The 18,634-nt window shown below is 42.1% G+C and carries 20 protein-coding genes; 9 read left to right on the top strand and 11 right to left on the bottom strand.

Annotation, left to right across the window (positions count from 1 at the left end; all coding sequences use genetic code 11):
- Nucleotides 1-40 precede the first annotated feature (40 nt).
- The 4 genes from NSQ17_RS15825 to NSQ17_RS15810 are packed head-to-tail and all read right to left on the bottom strand — an operon-like array spanning nt 41 to nt 4,070.
- Nucleotides 41-409, bottom strand: a complete 369-nt coding sequence (locus NSQ17_RS15825; RefSeq protein WP_007500307.1) for a hypothetical protein — start codon at nt 407-409, stop codon at nt 41-43.
- A 37-nt stretch (nt 410-446) separates the two neighbouring features.
- On the bottom strand, nt 447-1,568 hold the full coding sequence (locus NSQ17_RS15820) for a Ger(x)C family spore germination protein (protein WP_135009696.1): 1,122 nt from the start codon (nt 1,566-1,568) through the stop codon (nt 447-449).
- The gene (locus NSQ17_RS15815; RefSeq protein WP_096881832.1) at nt 1,565-2,659 is read right to left on the bottom strand and encodes an endospore germination permease; all 1,095 of its coding nucleotides are present in this window, start codon (nt 2,657-2,659) and stop codon (nt 1,565-1,567) included. The genes NSQ17_RS15820 and NSQ17_RS15815 overlap by 4 nt, the downstream gene beginning before the upstream one ends.
- Entirely contained in the window at nt 2,646-4,070 is a 1,425-nt protein-coding gene (locus NSQ17_RS15810) for a spore germination protein (RefSeq protein ID WP_342467587.1), read from the bottom strand. Before NSQ17_RS15810 ends, NSQ17_RS15815 begins: the two co-directional genes overlap by 14 nt.
- A 113-nt stretch (nt 4,071-4,183) precedes the next feature.
- Here NSQ17_RS15810 and NSQ17_RS15805 point away from each other — a divergent pair, with 113 nt between their 5' ends.
- A complete protein-coding gene (locus NSQ17_RS15805; protein WP_017359274.1) occupies nt 4,184-4,351 on the top strand; it encodes a YvzF family protein in 168 nt (55 codons plus the stop codon).
- Between the two features lie 87 nt (nt 4,352-4,438).
- Nucleotides 4,439-5,833 (top strand): class II fumarate hydratase, encoded by a 1,395-nt coding sequence (gene fumC, locus NSQ17_RS15800; protein ID WP_008347076.1) that lies wholly within the window; start codon nt 4,439-4,441, stop codon nt 5,831-5,833.
- A 112-nt stretch (nt 5,834-5,945) separates the two neighbouring features.
- Here fumC and NSQ17_RS15795 read toward each other — a convergent pair whose 3' ends face one another.
- Nucleotides 5,946-6,824, bottom strand: coding sequence for a TetR/AcrR family transcriptional regulator (locus tag NSQ17_RS15795; RefSeq protein ID WP_017359276.1), 879 nt, complete (start codon nt 6,822-6,824; stop codon nt 5,946-5,948).
- A 192-nt stretch (nt 6,825-7,016) separates the two neighbouring features.
- Between NSQ17_RS15795 and spxO the strand changes: the two genes are divergently transcribed.
- Entirely contained in the window at nt 7,017-7,181 is a 165-nt protein-coding gene (spxO, locus tag NSQ17_RS15790) for an anti-adapter protein SpxO (protein WP_096881830.1), read from the top strand.
- Nucleotides 7,182-7,201: 20 nt separating this feature from the next.
- Here the strand turns inward: spxO and NSQ17_RS15785 are convergent, their stop codons facing one another.
- Entirely contained in the window at nt 7,202-8,533 is a 1,332-nt protein-coding gene (locus NSQ17_RS15785) for a HAMP domain-containing sensor histidine kinase (RefSeq protein WP_017359277.1), read from the bottom strand.
- On the bottom strand, nt 8,530-9,204 hold the full coding sequence (locus tag NSQ17_RS15780) for a response regulator transcription factor (protein ID WP_342467586.1): 675 nt from the start codon (nt 9,202-9,204) through the stop codon (nt 8,530-8,532). Before NSQ17_RS15780 ends, NSQ17_RS15785 begins: the two co-directional genes overlap by 4 nt.
- Nucleotides 9,205-9,541: 337 nt before the next feature.
- On the opposite strand from NSQ17_RS15780, the gene NSQ17_RS15775 reads away from it, so the two are divergent.
- On the top strand, nt 9,542-10,912 hold the full coding sequence (locus NSQ17_RS15775) for a trypsin-like peptidase domain-containing protein (protein WP_046344439.1): 1,371 nt from the start codon (nt 9,542-9,544) through the stop codon (nt 10,910-10,912).
- A gap of 244 nt (nt 10,913-11,156) precedes the next feature.
- On the opposite strand, the gene NSQ17_RS15770 is transcribed toward NSQ17_RS15775, so the two are convergent.
- On the bottom strand, nt 11,157-11,999 hold the full coding sequence (locus tag NSQ17_RS15770; RefSeq protein ID WP_144665985.1) for an oxidoreductase: 843 nt from the start codon (nt 11,997-11,999) through the stop codon (nt 11,157-11,159).
- Nucleotides 12,000-12,112: 113 nt separating this feature from the next.
- Here NSQ17_RS15770 and NSQ17_RS15765 point away from each other — a divergent pair, with 113 nt between their 5' ends.
- The 3 genes from NSQ17_RS15765 (at nt 12,113) to NSQ17_RS15755 (ending at nt 13,859) form a co-directional block, all read left to right on the top strand.
- Nucleotides 12,113-12,559, top strand: a complete 447-nt coding sequence (locus NSQ17_RS15765) for a YusW family protein (RefSeq protein WP_208755855.1) — start codon at nt 12,113-12,115, stop codon at nt 12,557-12,559.
- Between the two features lie 145 nt (nt 12,560-12,704).
- Nucleotides 12,705-13,535 carry an ABC transporter ATP-binding protein gene (locus NSQ17_RS15760; RefSeq protein WP_008347057.1) on the top strand — a complete coding sequence of 277 codons (831 nt, stop codon included), beginning with the start codon at nt 12,705-12,707 and terminating at the stop codon, nt 13,533-13,535.
- A gap of 72 nt (nt 13,536-13,607) precedes the next feature.
- Entirely contained in the window at nt 13,608-13,859 is a 252-nt protein-coding gene (locus tag NSQ17_RS15755; protein ID WP_017359282.1) for a YusU family protein, read from the top strand.
- 232 nt (nt 13,860-14,091) lie between these two features.
- Here the strand turns inward: NSQ17_RS15755 and NSQ17_RS15750 are convergent, their stop codons facing one another.
- From NSQ17_RS15750 to NSQ17_RS15740, 3 genes are read right to left on the bottom strand one after another with little or no spacing between them, the layout of a single operon-like run.
- On the bottom strand, nt 14,092-14,439 hold the full coding sequence (locus NSQ17_RS15750) for a spore coat protein (protein WP_007500333.1): 348 nt from the start codon (nt 14,437-14,439) through the stop codon (nt 14,092-14,094).
- A 12-nt stretch (nt 14,440-14,451) separates the two neighbouring features.
- Complete coding sequence (locus NSQ17_RS15745; RefSeq protein WP_060698253.1) at nt 14,452-14,703, bottom strand: hypothetical protein; 252 nt, start codon at nt 14,701-14,703, stop codon at nt 14,452-14,454.
- 10 nt (nt 14,704-14,713) lie between these two features.
- Entirely contained in the window at nt 14,714-14,851 is a 138-nt protein-coding gene (locus NSQ17_RS15740) for a YuzL family protein (protein WP_008347049.1), read from the bottom strand.
- Between the two features lie 199 nt (nt 14,852-15,050).
- Here NSQ17_RS15740 and NSQ17_RS15735 point away from each other — a divergent pair, with 199 nt between their 5' ends.
- Both NSQ17_RS15735 and NSQ17_RS15730 read left to right on the top strand, forming a co-directional pair.
- On the top strand, nt 15,051-17,438 hold the full coding sequence (locus NSQ17_RS15735; protein ID WP_342467585.1) for a 3-hydroxyacyl-CoA dehydrogenase NAD-binding domain-containing protein: 2,388 nt from the start codon (nt 15,051-15,053) through the stop codon (nt 17,436-17,438).
- Between the two features lie 12 nt (nt 17,439-17,450).
- On the top strand, nt 17,451-18,626 hold the full coding sequence (locus tag NSQ17_RS15730; RefSeq protein ID WP_098680603.1) for an acetyl-CoA C-acetyltransferase: 1,176 nt from the start codon (nt 17,451-17,453) through the stop codon (nt 18,624-18,626).
- Nucleotides 18,627-18,634: the final 8 nt, after the last annotated feature.

Below are 18,634 nucleotides of genomic sequence, written 5' to 3'. Positions count from 1 at the left end.
AAACAGCTTTCAAATGAAAGCTGCTGGAACATGCGCAAAATTAGTCCTTCTGTCCTGTGATTGGACGTTCGGATAGTTGATGGAGCTCAGGAACTGGAAAAGCCTCCTGCTCCTCGGCCGATTTGTCTTCCAGGGTTTTCTTCATCTCGGAAAGCAGTTTGACGCTTTCCTTTGCCACTGCCGCTTTTTTCTCTTGCAAATCAATGATCTGTGAAAGTCCAACAAATAAACCGCCTCCAATCAGAAGGAGCGCAGGGGTTTGTCCATAATAAATCACGATCAAAAATGTGCTTGAAAAGCTGTCGGCTTCAATGAAGAAATCTTCTTTTGATTGCATGAATACCACGACTAACAGAAGTATTCCTAGAATCAAAAATAGAATGCCGGCCGAAAGTAAAGCTCGTTTCATGATTGACACCCTTTTTTTCTTACCATTTTAACATACTCTATAAGGATTGTGTTGCGCCCTTAGTCCCGAAGTCACGGATTTTCACATTTACCTTGTAACGAATATCGGATTCACTAAAAATGTCATCCCAATGTTTTGCTTCTTTTCGGAATTCCTTCGGATAGGCAATACTCGCTTTTTGATAAAATCCACAAATATCTGCTTTGATCTCATGCTGTAATTCCCCGATAAAATCTTTTACATTTTCCTCAAGTCGATGTGCCACGACTTTCTCAATTTCTTGGAGATATTTTTCATTAAATGCGTTTTCTCGTTCATTCCAATCCTCAGACAATCTTCCATCGAGTTCAACTGACACATCAAATTCATATTTGCCACTGGCTGCTTTATGGGTGTCGATGTTGTGTTTGATTTTAAAGATCTCAAAAGAATAAATGCTATGTTCATATTGGAATTCAATCACTCCGCCTTTAGCGTCTCCAGTCAACAGGTTGTAAGACTGCACTGCTAAAGGAGAAATGTTGGTGAGAAATCGTTTGTTCTGAATAATCGAGGCGCCGTCCAGCATTAATTTTCCCTGACTGACAGTGACTTTCGGAATGGCAAAGGATACGTTGTTTTGCATAGCAGAAGAAATATCTCCTAAGGAAACGGGCTTGAACATACGAATGGTCGTTTTTGTATTCGAAGAAATATCGTATAAGGTGGAAGCGGCAGGCTGGCCGTCGTCATTGATTTTCAACATATCTCCAGGCTTCTCAGAAGCCATAAAGACAAGGCTTCCTCTTCGTGTTTCATTGTCCCGAATGAATTGATTGATGACCAAATCGAAATTATTTTCATTGATAAGGTCTTGAGAAAACAAATAAACCCTCAGCTGCTGAGCAAAAATGCGGTGTGTTTTTAGGGCCGTCGTACGAAAAATTTGGTGTATAGAATCACCGCTTGTTTCAATAATCTTCGTCGGATCTTTCACGCTTGATTCTTGCTCAATTTTTTGCGGAACGAGCACCTGCATAGACAGCTTCAATTTATGTCCGTCATCTCCTTTATCTACAGCAAATCCAATTGCCATGTTGAGCTCCTCGATATTTGTACTATCCCAACACCCGCATAATAGAATCAGTGAGAAGAGCGCAAGAACTGCTTTCTTTTTCATGCTGTTTTACGCCTCCTTTTGAAAAATACGATGATAAATAAAAGAAACGGGAGTATACCAAATAGAAGAAAGAACAAGTTGTTTACGTAGGTTAAATAGTCTCGGACCGTATCAACATCTTTTGGGAAAAGAGCGGCAAAGAAGATCACAATGCCCATCAAGGCGAGCGCGATTTTTTTAGGGAATTTAGTCAATTTGATGACTCCTATCGTAGCAAAAAACGTATATCCTACAAAGCTCGTATAAAGCTGGACAAGCCAAACAATCAGCAAAAAGGATTCAATCCGTTCAATAAAAATCCCCTGAATATCAAATGATTGAAATAAGGCAATGGTCGGCCACGTCAGAGTCGCCGTTTCTTTCACCGTGAGCGCACCAACTACAAGAATATAGGTGAAAATATAGATGATCGCAGGAATCAAAAAGCCGATGGTTCCGTATGCAAAGGTGTGTTTTTGCGTCTTCATATAGGCAGGCATAAAGAGCATCATTTCAATACCGACAAACGAAATGGCCGAAGCATTAAAGGAATTGAAGACAGGGGAGAAGCCCTCTCCTAAAACTGGTCGGAGGTTATCCAGCTCAAACTCTTGTACACTAAGTCCGAAGGCCACAAATAAGATGATGAGTGTGACAATCAGAAAAAAAGGACATAGCCGGGCAAAATCACCAATCCCCCCAATCACAAGATAAAAACCAACCAAAATAAAGCTGATCATCGTCACGGCTACAGGTGTGTTTTGAAGTAGAAAGAATTTCACCATCTCAGACATGGCTCGTACTTCATAGCTGGCAACGCCGAGAAAGTAAATAATAATCAACAGGTTGGCAAGTGAGCCAATCCATTTCCCAAGTCCTTCTTTTGTATAGTCATAGTAGGAAGAAAAGGAGACCTTTTTCATCATGAGCACATTGACAAAAATGAACACAATGTATATCACACTCATGAGTAAGAGTGCAATCCAGCCGTCAGGTGTAGGCGCAGCTTGAGCCATTGATCTTGGCAGAATCATCATACTTGCGCCTAGCGTGGTATTGGCGATAATGGCACTTGCCTGATAGCTTGTGATCGACTCTTTATGATTGACCATGTCGTTCCCCTTTCTTTTGATTTTTCAAAGGCAATCTGATGATGGAATTGTCCTCATTTTTATAACTGAACACAAAATCTGGTGAAAAATATGGGGTGCCAAAGCTTTTTTGTCTTGTCAAATGAGTGAGTAAGACGAGCATAAACAGGACAAGTCCATATAAACCGAATGTAGCTGCAGTAAACATGGACACAAAGCGAAGGACACGAAATGACATCCCCATCCCATATTGAGGAAAGGTAAAGGATGCAAGTGCAATGACGCTGACAATAATGACCATAATGGAGCTGACAATATGTGCTTGTACGGCTGCCTGTCCAATGACAACTCCGCCCACAAGTCCGATTGTTTGTCCAAGTGGATTAGGCAGCCTTAACCCAGCCTCTCGCAGCAGCTCAATGGTCATTTCCATGATGAGTGCTTCCACAATAGGAGGAAATGGGACATTCTCTCGTGTGCTTGAGATGGAAATAGCTAAAGTTGTGGGCAAAAGACCTTGATGGAAGGACACAAGGGCAATATAAATGGCTGATAAAAACAATGTGAGAAAGATGGACGTAAAACGTAGCAAACGAATAAGAGAGGCGGCGATCCATCTTTCATAATAATCATCAGGTGACTGCATAATCGTCGCGAGGGAAGCAGGCACAATTAAGATAAAAGGCGAATGATCGACAAAGATGGCGACGCGCCCATTGTTTAAAGCAGATGCGACTTTATCAGGCCGTTCTGTGTTTTGAATTTGCGGAAAAGGAGAATACACATTGTCTTCAATGAGCTCCTCAAGAACGCCTGAGTCTTGAATATCATCAATGGTGACTTGTTTGAGACGCTTTTTTACCTCTTTTAAAACAGAGGGCTCAACGATACCGTCAATGTACATGATCGATACTTGGGTGTATTTCTTTTCGCCGATCTTCATGTCAACTGTTTTGAGATCAGGGTTTTTCAAACGTTGTCTGACGAGAGCTAAGTTCGTGTTTAAATCTTCAATGAAGCCAATTTTTGGCCCCCTTGCGACGGTTTCAGACGTAGCATCTCCTAAACTGCGTTTCTTCGTTCCGTGCGTTTCTAAAATATAAGCGTGCTGAAATCCATTAATCAGTACGATACAATGTCCTTGAAAAATAGCATCTACTAGTTCTTCAGAGGTTTTTACCGTACGGGTAGTCATCATCGATAAATTGGATTCTAGCTTCTCTTTTGTTAGAGAGGCATGATCTTGCAATAGCAGCTTTAAGAAGGTTTGAATCTGCATCGCTTCGTTCATTTCTTTAATGTATAAATAGTAGACAACCTGTCCATGAGGCAATGTTTTTTTCTCATGGATCAAATCATCCATGTCCTTTAACTGAGGGAGAATGACAGAGAGATTATCGTATAAGTGCTCTTTCAATGGAGTTTGATTCAAATGGATCACCCGCCTCAATTTCTTTTTCTTAGCATTACCTGCTTGAAAAAACAATATTCTGTGTTACATTATTTTGTGGTTTATGAAAGAATCACGGTGTTGGAGGAAAGAAGATGGCGCAAATTCGTTTAGCAGGAACAAAAGAGGAGATCGACCTTATTCTACAGTCGTTTGACAAGCATTATGAGGTGACTTATACGTCAAAAGATTACGGAAAAACAAATCCAAAATACAAATATTCCAAAGATGTTCGTGTTTATATTGAACTAAAATTAAAATAAAGATAAAATTTTAATTGAAAACGCTTAAAGGATTTTCGTTTTTTGTATAGAATAGAGTTGAGTGATGAAGCTATGGAGGGATACATAATGACAGAATTTAGAATCGAAAAAGATACAATGGGCGAAATCAAGGTGCCACAGGACAAGTTCTGGGGTGCACAAACACAACGAAGCAAAGAAAATTTCAAAATCGGTTCTGAGAAAATGCCAAAGGAAGTTGTGAATGCGTTTGCAATTTTGAAACGTAGCACAGCGATTGCGAACGAACGTCTAGGCAACTTAGAAAGTGAAAAAGCAGAAGCGATTGCTGCTGTATGTGATGACATCATCAGTGGAAAGTATGACGAGCATTTCCCGCTTGTTGTATGGCAAACAGGAAGTGGAACACAAAGTAACATGAACATGAACGAAGTCGTTGCAAATAGAGCAACTGCTTACTTGAAAGATAAAAATAGTGAATTCAGCATTCACCCGAATGACGATGTCAACCGCAGCCAAAGCTCAAATGATACATTCCCAACGGCTATGCACGTGGCAGCTGTATTAGCTGTGTACAAAAAGCTATTGCCTGCGATTGACCAGTTAAGAGCGACGCTTGATGAGAAAGCAAAAGCATACCAAGAGATCGTGAAAATTGGCCGTACGCATTTGCAAGATGCAACACCTCTTACAGTGGGCCAAGAGATTAGCGGCTGGGTGTACATGCTTGATCGTTCAAAAGAAATGATTTTAGAATCTACTGAAAAAATGAGAGAACTTGCCATTGGCGGAACAGCTGTTGGTACGGGAATTAACGCACATCCTGAGTTTGGTAAATACGTGGCAGAAGAAATCAGCCAGTTAACAGGTCAAACGTTCAATTCTTCACCAAACAAATTCCATGCGCTGACAAGCCATGATGAAATCACATATGCACACGGTGCGCTTAAAGCACTTGCAGCTGACTTAATGAAAATTGCCAATGATGTGAGATGGCTTGCAAGTGGTCCTCGCTGCGGAATTGGTGAATTGATCATTCCTGAAAATGAGCCAGGCAGCTCCATTATGCCAGGAAAAGTCAACCCAACTCAAAGTGAAGCTTTAACAATGATTGCAGCACAAATCATGGGGAATGATGCAACAATCGGTTTTGCCGCAAGCCAAGGAAACTTCGAGCTGAACGTATTTAAGCCGGTCATCATCTATAACTTCTTGCAGTCAGTTGAATTGCTTGCTGACGGTATGAACTCATTCCATGACAAGTGTGCTATTGGAATTGAACCAAACCTAGAAACGATCGAGAAAAACCTAAACAATTCATTGATGCTTGTGACGGCACTCAACCCGCACATCGGATATGAAAATGCAGCGAAAATTGCGAAGCTTGCGCACAAAGAAGGATTAACACTAAAAGAAGCTGCCCTTCAATTAGAGCTATTAACAGAAGAGCAGTTTGAAGAGTTTGTGAAACCAGAAGAAATGGTGACACCGAAAGCAAAATAAGACACCAGAGGCCTCTGTGCCTCTGGTTTTTTATGGAAACTTCCTGAAATCACAGAAAAGAAGTTTGACTGTTTGTCACAATCATAAACCCAGGGCAACCAAGCCCTGGGTTTTATAAATGATCTTCTTTTAGAATGCGTAATAAGGAGCCTGAGACCGGCTGAAGTGGTGTGTATAATTTCAATTGGTAAAGCATGCCTTTGACGATGACTTGTCTTGGTTTTTGTTTGTTTAACTCATTTTCTAAAATGCCAAGCGCTTCAAATAAATCTGGCTCGTCTTTCACTTCATAATGTGCTTCTGCCAGTTCTCTTAATTCTTTTAATAGTGATTCTGTGAGCGGGTCAAATGATCGTTCATAAATCGGGCCGAACCAGTCGCTTGCTTGGTCCACAGAAATGAGCGGATGGTCATTTCGCTTCATCATACCGCCCATTAGATCATCGATACGGTGAATCATTGTTGCGGCAAGCTCCTCTGCTTCGAGCTGAAAATCATATAAAATGGCAAGCTCAAAGTAAACGTGACTCATACCCTCAATCGTTAAACATAGATCAGCCATATAAGGAATGGCTGCATCTCCATACACTTGCTTAATGTTATCAATGTGCAACTGAATCGTCGCAAGTCGAATTTGCTTTGCGAGCTGCTGTGTTTCTTCGTTCAATGGGAGCGCCCTGTCGCTTAGCTGCATTTTAATAAAATCTTTTTGCTGCAAAATATTATCGTAATAGACAGTGAGCTGTTTCCGGTAGGCCTCTTTAGGTGTGCCGCCCTCTGTTTGAACCTCGTGAATCCGGGTAAATACCTTATCGTAATAGTAATGCAAGATCGAAATAAGCAGTGCTTCTTTCGATTTGAAATAAAGGTAAAACGCACCCTTTGACATGTGGCATTCATCTGCAATTTCCTGAACAGACGTTGTATTATAGCCTTTGCTGGCAAATAACTTCATACCAGCCTCAATAATCATTTTTTCTTTCTTTTTCAATATGAATGTCATCCTTTCTTACCGAGAGACAAATGTCTTAGGAAACGTGCGCAAAGAGATGTGACTTATCGGTCATAAACGACAAAACTTTTCAAAAATTAATCAGATTGTAACTTGTTTTTTACAGTGTAATTCTTTATATTATAAAGTAAGGTGACCAACCGGTCAAAAAATGTGAAAGGATGATGTTCCATGAGAGAAATTGATGATATGATTAGACGCTTGAAAACAAAAGGAATTCAAGTAGAAAAAGTCAAAATGCCGAAAGAGACAACCATTGAAAAGAAATGGATGTATCAAGCTGGCAAGAAAATCAAAGCCACATACCGTGATTTCAATGGGTATTCATTCATCTAAAAAAGACTGCGGTGTAAAACCTACAGCCTCTTCTTTGGAACAGTGATCGTATAGCGTACACCTAGTTCATCATTTTCAATTGATATGGACGCTTGATGCATTGAAAGAATTCGTTTGACAATGCTTAATCCAATGCCGAATTCGCCCTTTTTTCCCTTACTAAAAGGTTCGTATAGGCTGGATAGCATGTGTTCTTCAATTGGAGGGCCATCATTACGAATGACGATGCGAATTTGATCCTCTTCCTGCTTCATATGAATATCAATTTTACTTTTTGCGTAGCGAAGTTGATTTTCTAATACATTTTCAAATAGTTTGCTCCATTGTTCTGGATCGCCTTCAAGTGCAGCCTCATCATCTAAGTCCACGTTCCACTGCAATTCATTTTTCGACCAGCGTAAACGGTCAACCACTTCCAGCATTGTATTACTCACAAGGAAGGGAGAATGCGCCGGATGTTGTTTTGATAAATAATCAAGCTTTGTTAAATACAGCAAATCTTTGATTTTCTTCTCAAGCTTTTCCGCTTCGCCTTCAATCACTTCCACCGTTTGTTCAAGATCTCCTTTAGGGAAAATTCCATCTTTAATAGACTGCGTATAACCGCGGATGACCATCACAGGTGTTTTTAAGTCGTGTGATATATTTTGCAAAAGCGTTCGTTCTGTTTCATCCTTTTGAATGAGCTTTTGTCTCATTTCTTCAATCGTATGCCCCAGTTTGCCAATTTCATCTTGCCGGTCAACAATCACAGGATCGTCCCAGTCTTCTTGTGCAATGCGCTTAACGTGCTTTTCAAACGCGACGATTGGACGTGATAAGTAGCGGGCGAGCCAAATCGATGGAATCCAGCTTAGTAAAATAACCGTTCCTAAGATGAAAATCAGCTGTTTAAACAGTGTAAAGGACAAGTCATCTCGATAAGAATCGGGTGCATATGACAAGAGAATATATTGTGTATTGCCTGTTGAGACTTTTTTGATCACAAAAAAGATATGCTGACCATTCACTTCTTCAGAATAGCGTTTTGTTGCGCTTTTTTGTTTTTTAACAAAGGACTGCACTTTTTCAATAAAGGCATGCGGGAAAAACTGAGCCATTTGATTTAATTCATCTGACGGAATCAGAATGTGCTGAACCGAGCGGTTTTCTGGTGTCGACTTTGGTGAGCCGTCTCGATTCAGAGGGTATTCTGTTAACACTTGCTGCTCGTTTTCGATGTTTTTATAAATTTCATTCGTAAAGAAGCTGCGTAATGTATTTGAAAATAAAATGATCAGGACAATCGAGATGGTGAGTAAAATGCCAGAGATGACAACCCAAATTTGAAAAGCGAGTGGTTTATTCTTCATCCTTTTAGCATCCTATAGCCAAATCCATAAATGGTCTCGACTTTTAAGACAGGCATTTTTTTGCGCAGCCGTCTGACAAGATCATCGACCACACGATCTGTCCCGAAGTAATCGTGCCCCCAGATCTTGACGAGGATATCTTCCCGGGAAAAGGCATGTCCTTGATGATGGGTAAATAAGAGCAGCAAATCAAATTCCTTAGACGTTAAGTTAATCAGCTGATCTCCTTCATACACCTCTCTTACGTCCTCATGAATGATATAGGAAGAAACGGGTGTGACGCTTTGCTGCGGTGTGTCACTGTTTTTATATACAAGCTCCAGCAGCTTTTGCACGCGGATGATCAGCTCGCGCGGAAGAAAGGGTTTCGCAATATAATCACTGCTCCCGAGTTCTAAGCCAAGCACACGATCAATATCGGCATCACGTGCCGAAATAAAAATGACCGGTACGTCAGGCGAGTCTGCTTTGATTTCTTTAATGAGTGTGTAGCCGTCTGTATCAGGCAGCATAATATCTAAAATCCATAGATGCGGGGGCTTGTTCATTGCTTCGCGTGCCGCTTCTCCGGTTAAAAAAGAGGACACATTCCAATTTTCACTCTCTAAATATTTGGTTAACAGTTCATTTAAATTCTGCTCATCTTCAACTAAATAAATGGTGTACGACAAAGTCTTCCACATCCTCTCAACGTCATTATAACGGGATACAAAGGCGGCATGTCAACAATCACACGCTTTTTTCACAATTTCACATATTCTTCTCATCATTATCCCATAATGTTTGTTTATGATAAGCTCAAGGGAAAAAAGGGCATAGACAAAAGGCTAATGAATAGGTGCTTTTCACCAATGTGCACACCTTGCTTTTTTTCTATGAATAAGTATTATATAATTTGACATATTGTCATAAAGAATTTTTCAATGATATTGCCATTAAGAGGACATGAGTCCTGTCTAGACATATGAATGAAGCATTTCATGAAAATGATGCAAAGGAGTGCAAGCGATGGATTTCCGAAGAGAAGATGAAGAGAAAAAGATGAATGATCAAGAACACGCACATCAAGAGAATGAGAAACAAATAGAAGAACCAGAAAAAGAGAAAGAACTCGTTTTTCACCATCATGAAAACGAAGCATCTGCCTCTCAGGAGAGGGTGACAAACGAATCTCCTCAAGTGATTGATGACCGTTCGTCTAAAAAGGAGAAAAAACGGAAGGCTGCATGGCTGAGTCCTATTCTTGGAGGGATTATTGGAGGCGGTCTTGTGCTTGGCATTACACCGCTTTTACCGCAGTCACAAAATACAGCGGCAAACACTCAAACCCAAACAGCATCAAGCGAACCGGCTTCATCTGAAAATTTCTCAACAAAACAAATCACCAATGCGACGAATGTTGCTGATATGGTAGAAGATTTAGAGCCGACGATTGTAGGGGTCTCAAACTATCAATCTACACAAAACTCGTTCGGTCTTAGCGGTGATTCAACTGAAGCAGAAGCTGGAACGGGTTCTGGTGTCATCTTCAAAAAAGATGGCAAAAAAGCATACATTATCACAAATAACCATGTAGTCGAGGGTGCCAATAAATTAAAGGTCACACTATACGATGGAAAAACAAAAGATGCGAAGCTTGTCGGCAGTGACGTAATGACAGATTTAGCTGTCGTGGAAATAAATGCTGACGGCATTGATAAAGTTGCAAGCTTTGGAGATTCTTCTAAGCTTCGTGCTGGAGACAAAGTCATCGCAATCGGGAACCCGCTCGGTGCGCAGTTCTCTGGTACAGTAACAGAAGGGATTATTAGTGGTCTCGATCGTACCGTTGAAGCCAATACATCATCTGGAACCGTTGAGATGAATGTGCTTCAAACAGATGCAGCCATTAACCCTGGAAACAGTGGCGGTCCGCTGATCAATACAGACGGTCAAGTCATCGGCATCAACAGTTTGAAAATTAGCGAAAGCGGAGTAGAATCACTCGGATTTGCGATCCCAAGTAACGATGTAAAACCGATCGTAGATCAGCTGTTGAAAAATGGAAAAGTCGAACGTCCTTATCTTGGCGTACAAATGATTGACCTTGAGCAAGTGCCTGAAACGTATCAGGAAAATACACTTGGCCTATTTGATAAACAAATCGGTAAAGGCATTTATGTAAAAGATGTTTCAAAAGGATCTCCTGCACAAAAAGCAGGCCTGAAGTCTGGAGATGTCATCATCAAGTTCAAAGGAAAAGATGTAGCGAACAGCTCACAACTGAAAGAAATCCTTTATAAAGAAACAAAAATTGGCGATAAAACGACAATGACTGTCATTCGTGATGGAAAGAACAAAAATCTTGATATTACTCTTGGGCAGTCTGATAACGAATAAAAGAAAACAGGTGGATAATCGATCCACCTGTTAGATTGTTGACAAAGGGCTAAAATGAACTTTATTTTAGCCCTTTGTCTTCTTTTTTTCAGCGTGATAGAAAGCCTTTGCAGTCTAGGAAGGACGAGTACTGGCGCGGAGCGAATTTGACATTCGTGAGCACCAGCACGCAGGACTGACAAAGAATGCGAGGGTTTGTCTACACGCTGACAGGTGGATAATCGATCCACCTGTTTTTTTGTGTCTATTTTTTTGAAGATAGTGTCCGTAAAATAATGTTTTCCCATACATTCCAAGGCAGGAGCTGCTTTGCTATGAATGAAAGCCGAACACCTTTCCCGACAAGATACCTTAGCTTCTTTAGCCGCTTCTTCTCTGCAAGCGAAACCACAAGCTCTGCAACTTCGCCGGGATCTCCATAGTTGTTTTTTTGCGCCTCTATATAGGACATCATGTTTTCATAAATAGTTGTGTATTTAGAACCTGCTGCGGGTGGTGTCATTTGCTCATTCATGGAGGTGTTCCAAATGTTCGTTTGGAAAGAACCCGGCTCAATCAAAGCGGCCTGAATGCCAAACGCAGCCAGCTCAATTCGCAAACTCTCTGTATAGCCCTCTAGCGCAAACTTTGACGATACATATGGAGAGAGTGCGGGCATTCCCATGAGTCCGCTGATACTGCTCATATTCAATATTTTTGCACCGCTCGTCATCAACGGAAGGACTGCTTGTGTCATTTCCATCACACCAAAGACATTCACTTCAAATTGCTCACGGTACTGATCAACAGGCACCTCTTCAGCAAAACCAGCATAGGCCGTTCCCGCATTGTTCACAAGCAGGTGAATGGGAGCATAGGCATTAAGCCTTTTCTGAAATGCTTGAATGGACTGTGTATCTGTCACATCTAATGCTTCAATATGTATCGATTCGGATAAAGCGGCGTTCTTTACTTCTTCGGCAAGCTTTTTCGCATTGGTTTCCTGTCTTACGCCAGCAATCACAGTGTACCCTTGCTGAGCAAGACGCAATGTGATGAGCTTTCCAAATCCGCTGTTGGCACCAGTCACAATGGCTGTTTTATTCATCATCCGGTTCTCCTTTTTGTTTTAATCTACCATAGTCTGCTGTTTTATTGAATAACGAAAAGGGGCTTGGAGAAGAATAAAAAACGATGCTATGAAATAGGAGGAAATACATGATGTGCTGGAAGAAGGCGGGACTGCTAGGAGTGCTGTTCTTTATGCTGTCTGGCTGTCGTTCAATCGAACCAATACAACATCCGCATGAAGCAGAAGCTGAAAGTCTGTCAGCTATTCAAATGAAGGAACTGCCATTTCAGCATTTGCAATTGCATGTACAATATGGACAAAAAAGCGAATTATATGAAGCTACCTATCGTCAAGCTGGTGGAAGAGAAGAAGCACTAATTCGAGATCATATGAATGGTGTACGCTATGAAGGGGAAGAAGCTTTACGTGAAATGAAGATGAAGCTCAATGATATGTCGATTCCTAGTGCAAAGCTGAACGAAACATATGTCAATGAATTATTATCTGCTTTTAATTTAGATGATGATTATCAGCGGATACGAGTCGATATCAAGCTCGAAGATGGGACAAAACGTGCATTCGAAAAGAAAAAGTAAACGAGACTTTCTCATTTTTTAATTGAAAATGATTTTCAAGATCACTTAAATCTGATACACTAAATTGAGATAAGTGATCTTTGACGTCTACATAGACGATATTCAATATAAAAAATTTGGATGAGAAAAGGAGCGTTTGAGCGGAATGAGTGCCATTTCTACTGAAGGTTTAAGCTTAGGCTACGGAGAAACAATGATCATAGACGAACTAAATGTGTCAATCCCTAAGGGTGAAATCACAGTATTTATTGGCAGCAATGGATGCGGTAAATCCACGCTACTTCGCTCTTTGGCCCGTCTCATGAAGCCAATGGGTGGTTCTGTCCTGCTTGAAGGTCATTCCATTGCCAAATTACCAACAAAGGAAGTGGCGAAACAGCTCGCCATTCTTCCGCAAGGGCCAGAAGCGCCAGAAGGATTAACGGTACATCAACTCGTCAAGCAAGGGCGATATCCTTATCAAAATTGGCTGAAGCAATGGTCAAAGCAAGATGAAGAAGCGGTAAATCGTGCACTGAAGTCAACGAAGATGGAAGACCTTGCTGATCGAACGGTTGATTCATTATCAGGTGGACAAAGGCAGCGTGCATGGATTGCGATGACATTGGCACAGGAGACGGATATTATTCTATTAGATGAGCCAACAACGTATTTAGACATGACGCACCAAATTGAAATCCTGGATCTTCTTTTTGATTTAAATGAAAAAGAGCAGCGCACGATTGTCATGGTTCTGCATGACCTCAATCTCGCTTGCAGATATGCGCATCACCTTGTGGCCATTAAAGACAAGTCAATTTATGCAGAAGGAAGACCGGAAACTGTCATTAACTGTGATCTTGTGAAAAATGTCTTTGATATGAACTGCCAAGTAACAACAGATCCTTTATTCGGAACACCGTTATGTATTCCGCACGGCAGAGGACGCTGTATTGTCCAACAGGCACAAGCTGAGACATTTCTTGCTGCAAGATAATCGTATGTGAAAAGCCTGACATCTGTTACACGCAGAGTCAGGCTTTTTTCTGAAAAAAGGAGCGGAATACAAATGGGAAATGAATTAGATGAAAAGCTCGAAGGCCTGCTTGATAAATATACAGAGCTGCTGCTTGGTGAAACGAATGAGGAACTGAAAAGAGATGTCTCGCAGTGGATCATCTATTCTCATATTGCCAAAAGCATGCCGCCTTTAGCCAAGCATTTTAATGACACGTATCCAGAGGCAAAAGAAGACATCAAAGAAACGATTCAGCGGATCAAGCAATTAAATGAAGCTCATCGTGCCAATAAAGACCGTTAAAAAACTGCCAGTACGAGCTGGCAGTTTCAGATTGTTGACAAAGGGCTAAAATGAACTTTATTTTAGCCCTTTGTCTTCTTTTCAGCGTGATAGAAAACCTTTGCAGTCTAGGAAGGACGAGCACCGGAGCGGAGCGAATTCGACATTCGTGAGCACCAGCGCGCAGGACTGACACCGAATGCGAGGGTTTGTCTACACGCTGAAACTGCCAGTATGAGCTGGCAATTTTTCTTTATGACATGGGTGATGATCCGTACGGTGATTGATCTGTCAGTGTTTGCTGGAACTTCTGATGTGCCTGCTGGAGCTTCTGCTGGTCAGCGGCTTCGACAGAGTACCAGCCATATTTGAACATGACATCATATAAATGTCTTTGCGTTTTTTGTGTTTCTAGCGCAATTCGCTGAATATCTTGGTAAAGAGATTCATGGCTGAATTCATTGAGCGCTGTGTTATATCCGCTTGTCATATATTTTTCAGTCGACAAAAGGTCTGTGACAAAGTCGCGATCGTTCATGTTTGTCGTTGTTGGAACCGGCGTTTGTGGATTCCCGATTTTTTGTTGGTTTTGCTGTTCCATGTCTGTTACCTCCTATTGCATAAAGCCAGAAGACTGGCCTTGCCCTGAGCTGCCTAAATGTTGAAGTATTTGTGTGTAATGCTGATGGTGCATTTGACCAACTTGATTGAGTTCTTGTTTCAATGTTTGATCCTGACAATGCTCGGCCATAAAGTGGGCCTTTTTCATCGCGATCAAATTCCAGTTGAGCATATCCTCTAGGTACAAGGAATCCTTTACTGAAATCACCTGTGGGGGCATATTCATTTGCTGGTTGTTCAAGATGTGTTCCTCCTTACGATTTCTTTTTATATTGCTGATTTTGACTGGTCTTTTTACCACCTAGGTCTGCTTCTTGTGATGGACCTGCGTTTCCTTTCACACTTGCAGCACTTACGCCTGCTTTTGATGGGTTCTTTTGCAAACGAGACATGTGGACATCACCTCCATTCTTACAATTCCCCCTCGTCTTTAATTCATACGCTGTAAAGAAAGACGCATGAGAATGTGTAAATTTTTGAAATCTGCTATTGAACTGTTTCGGAAAATCTTTTAAGATAAAGAAAGAGGCATTGCTTTTTTTTGGACAAAAAATGAATGACTGTTCATTCAAAATGTTTAGGGGGATATTTATGGGCAAACATATTCGCAAGGCGGCTGTCATTGGTTCAGGTGTCATGGGCTCAGGCATTGCTGCACATCTAGCCAATATCGGGATACCAGTAACATTGCTAGATATTGTGCCACATGAACTGACAAAGGAAGAAACGGCAAAAAAGCTAACGCTTGATCACCCTAGTGTTCGGAATAGATTAAGCCAAGACGCAATGAAAAAATTGTTAAAGCAAAAGCCAGCACCTCTTACTTCAGCCAAAAACCTATCATACATCACACCCGGAAATCTCACAGATCACCTTTCCTTATTACACGATGCTGACTGGATCATTGAAGTCGTCACTGAAAAGCTCAGCATTAAACAACACGTATTCTCTCTCATCGACGAACACCGCAAAGAAGGCAGCATCGTATCCAGCAATACATCCGGTATTTCTGTTGAAAAAATGGCAGAAGGCCGATCAGCTGATTTTAAACGCCACTTTTTAGGCACTCACTTTTTTAACCCAGCTCGTTATTTAAAGCTGTTAGAAGTAATTCCTATTCAAGAAACAGATCCAGAAGTACTCTCATATATGAAAACATTTGGTGAAGATGTACTTGGCAAGGGTGTGGTCGAAGCAAAAGATACACCGAACTTTATTGCCAACCGAATTGGCACTTATGGGCTTCTTGTCACAGTGCGTGAAATGCTTGAGAACAAATACACGATCGGAGAGGTCGATTCTGTTACAGGTCCTCTTATTGGCAGACCGAAAAGTGCGACCTTCCGCACACTTGATGTGGTGGGGCTCGACACATTTTCTCATGTAGCCCGCAATGTGTATGAACAGGTAGAAGGAAAGGAAAAAGATATTTTTCAGCTGCCTGAGTTTATGGAAAGAATGCTCGAAAAAGGGTGGATCGGCAGCAAAGCAGGGCAAGGATTTTATCAAAAAAACGGAAAGACCATTTTAGAGCTTGATCCTGTCACACTCACATACGGAGAACGGACAAAGCTAAAGGATCCGGGCATTGACATTGCCAAGCAGCAAAAGGGGACAAAAGCGAAATTGAAAGCGCTTATTTATCAAGATGGCCGTGCTGGGCAATTGCTTTGGAATATGACCGCACCTGTTCTTCTTTATTCAGCTCATTTAAAAGGCGACATTGCGGATGATATTCAGTCCATCGATAACGCCATGAAATGGGGATTTGGCTGGCAGCATGGTCCGTTCGAGCTGTGGGATGCGATTGGCGTGAAAAAAGCCGTCAGTCGAATGGAAGCGGAAGGGCACAGCATCCCGACCTGGGTGCGAGATATGCTTTCACAAGGACATGACACATTCTATCAAGAAAATGCCGAAGGAGACCGTGCATTTTATCAGAATGGTGCTTATGAACAGGAAAAGGGAAACGACAAGAATATGTCGTTAGCTAGATTGAAAAAGAAACACGATGTCATTTTTAAAAATACAGGTGCAAGCTTGATCGATATCGGGGATGATGTTGTCTTGCTTGAATTTCATTCGAAAAGTAATGCCATTGGGCTTGATGTCATTGATATGATCAATCGTGCTGTAGATGAAACGGAAAAGAATTATAAAGGGCTGGTCATCGGTAACCAAGGAAAGAACTTCTGTGTTGGTGCGAATCTCGCCTTAATTTTAATGGAAGCACAGGACGACAACTTCTTTGAAATTGATTTTGTCATTCGCAGGTTCCAGCAGGCGATGATGAAGGTGAAGTATAGTGACCGTCCAGTTGTGGCTGCACCATTTGGTATGACACTTGGCGGAGGGACGGAGCTTTGTCTACCAGCAGCCGCTATCCAAGCGTCCAGTGAAACGTATATGGGGCTTGTCGAAGCGGGGGTCGGACTCATACCGGGCGGGGGCGGAAACAAGGAACTCTATATTCGCCATCTGCAAGGTGCGGAAAAGCCATCAGCAACTGCGATCCAAGATGCTACGCTACAAACCTTTGAAGCCATTGCGATGGCAAAGGTATCTACATCAGCAGAGGAAGCGCGTGATATGAAGATGCTCCGAGTGAATGACCGGATCAGCATGAATGGTGATCATTTAATCCATGATGCGAAACAACTCGTTCTTTCTCTTGATGAAGCGGGTTATCGTGCACCGCTGAAGCGAAAGGTGCCCGTGATGGGGGAAACAGGCTACGCAGCAATGGTGCTGGCTGCTGAAAACATGAGATTGTCTGGATACATTTCAGACCATGACATGACCATTGCGAAAAAACTAGCGCATGTCATTTCTGGCGGCAAATTGCCATTTGGTACAGAGGTGGATGAACAATACTTATTAGAGCTTGAAAGAGAAGCCTTTTTAAGTCTTGTAGGGGAAGTCAAATCTCAGGCACGCATGCAGCACATGCTCGTTAAAGGAAAACCTTTACGTAACTAGGGGGGAGTCAAAATGAGAGAAGCAGTGATTGTAGCTGGCGCAAGAACACCAGTAGGGAAAGCCAAAAAGGGATCATTAAAACATGTCAGACCTGATGATATGGGCGCATTGTGTGTAAAAGAAACGCTAAAGCGTGCCGGTGATTATGATGGAACAATCGATGATTTAATCATCGGATGTGCGACACCAGAAGCAGAGCAAGGGCTGAATGTGGCCCGGAATATTGGGGCATTAGCAGGTTTGCCATATACAGTACCTGCTATTACCATTAACCGCTATTGCTCTTCTGGTCTGCAGTCAATTGCTTATGCAGGTGAACGAATTATGCTTGGGCAGGCAGAAACCATTTTGGCCGGAGGCGTCGAATCGATGTCGCAAGTCCCAATGATGGGTCACTCCATTCGTCCAAACGCTCTTTTGGCAGAGCAAGCGCCTGAATACTATATGAGCATGGGCCACACAGCGGAGCAAGTGGCGCAAAAGTATCAGGTCACAAGGCAAGATCAAGATGCTTTTGCGGTGAGGAGCCATCAAAAGGCAGCAAAGGCACTTCAAGAAGGGAAATTTTCAGATGAAATTGTTCCCGTTGATGTGACAGAAAGACGGGTAGGAGAGCAGCATCAACTAGAAGAACGCCAATTTACGTTCTCACAAGATGAAGGTGTAAGAGCCGGCACAACAGAGGAGGTTCTCTCAACGTTACGACCTGCCTTCTCAACAAAAGGCACAGTGACTGCGGGAAATTCTTCGCAGACGAGTGATGGAGCGGCATGTGTCATGATGATGGATCGCGAAAAAGCATCTTCTCTTTCTCTTCAGCCACTCGCCAAGTTCAGGGCGTTTGCTGTTGGCGGTGTACCACCTGAAGTCATGGGAATTGGGCCGGTTGAAGCCATTCCGCGTGCGCTGAAAATCGCTGGTCTAGAGCTGAAGGACATCGGGCTGTTTGAATTAAATGAAGCATTTGCTTCTCAGGCGATTCAAGTCATTCGTCATTTAGGGATCGATGAAGAGAAGGTAAATGTCAACGGCGGCGCCATTGCATTAGGACATCCGCTAGGCTGTACAGGAACGAAACTCACGCTGTCCCTCATTCATGAAATGAAACGGCGAAATGAACAATTTGGTATTGTGACGATGTGTATCGGCGGGGGCATGGGAGCAGCAGGCATTTTTGAATTGATCTAAAGGGGGAA

Origin of the sequence: Bacillus sp. FSL W8-0629 (genome assembly GCF_038593225.1) — a bacterium.
GTDB lineage: Bacteria > Bacillota > Bacilli > Bacillales > Bacillaceae > Bacillus > Bacillus altitudinis.
Note: the sequence above shows the minus strand (reverse complement) of the source record. Positions and strands in the feature narration are given on the sequence as shown.

What these genes read in the sequence shown, in the direction of transcription:
- NSQ17_RS15735 (WP_342467585.1), top strand. Translation starts at nt 15,051, where the DNA reads ATGGGCAAACATATTCGCAAGGCGGCTGTCATTGGTTCAGGTGTCATG.
- NSQ17_RS15805 (WP_017359274.1), top strand. Translation starts at nt 4,184, where the DNA reads ATGGCGCAAATTCGTTTAGCAGGAACAAAAGAGGAGATCGACCTTATT.
- NSQ17_RS15820 (WP_135009696.1), bottom strand. Translation starts at nt 1,568, where the DNA reads ATGAAAAAGAAAGCAGTTCTTGCGCTCTTCTCACTGATTCTATTATGC.
- NSQ17_RS15730 (WP_098680603.1), top strand. Translation starts at nt 17,451, where the DNA reads ATGAGAGAAGCAGTGATTGTAGCTGGCGCAAGAACACCAGTAGGGAAA.
- NSQ17_RS15765 (WP_208755855.1), top strand. Translation starts at nt 12,113, where the DNA reads ATGTGCTGGAAGAAGGCGGGACTGCTAGGAGTGCTGTTCTTTATGCTG.
- NSQ17_RS15750 (WP_007500333.1), bottom strand. Translation starts at nt 14,439, where the DNA reads ATGGAACAGCAAAACCAACAAAAAATCGGGAATCCACAAACGCCGGTT.
- NSQ17_RS15775 (WP_046344439.1), top strand. Translation starts at nt 9,542, where the DNA reads ATGGATTTCCGAAGAGAAGATGAAGAGAAAAAGATGAATGATCAAGAA.
- spxO (WP_096881830.1), top strand. Translation starts at nt 7,017, where the DNA reads ATGAGAGAAATTGATGATATGATTAGACGCTTGAAAACAAAAGGAATT.
- NSQ17_RS15755 (WP_017359282.1), top strand. Translation starts at nt 13,608, where the DNA reads ATGGGAAATGAATTAGATGAAAAGCTCGAAGGCCTGCTTGATAAATAT.
- NSQ17_RS15815 (WP_096881832.1), bottom strand. Translation starts at nt 2,659, where the DNA reads ATGGTCAATCATAAAGAGTCGATCACAAGCTATCAGGCAAGTGCCATT.
- NSQ17_RS15740 (WP_008347049.1), bottom strand. Translation starts at nt 14,851, where the DNA reads ATGTCTCGTTTGCAAAAGAACCCATCAAAAGCAGGCGTAAGTGCTGCA.
- NSQ17_RS15760 (WP_008347057.1), top strand. Translation starts at nt 12,705, where the DNA reads ATGAGTGCCATTTCTACTGAAGGTTTAAGCTTAGGCTACGGAGAAACA.
- fumC (WP_008347076.1), top strand. Translation starts at nt 4,439, where the DNA reads ATGACAGAATTTAGAATCGAAAAAGATACAATGGGCGAAATCAAGGTG.
- NSQ17_RS15785 (WP_017359277.1), bottom strand. Translation starts at nt 8,533, where the DNA reads ATGAAGAATAAACCACTCGCTTTTCAAATTTGGGTTGTCATCTCTGGC.
- NSQ17_RS15770 (WP_144665985.1), bottom strand. Translation starts at nt 11,999, where the DNA reads ATGAATAAAACAGCCATTGTGACTGGTGCCAACAGCGGATTTGGAAAG.
- NSQ17_RS15825 (WP_007500307.1), bottom strand. Translation starts at nt 409, where the DNA reads ATGAAACGAGCTTTACTTTCGGCCGGCATTCTATTTTTGATTCTAGGA.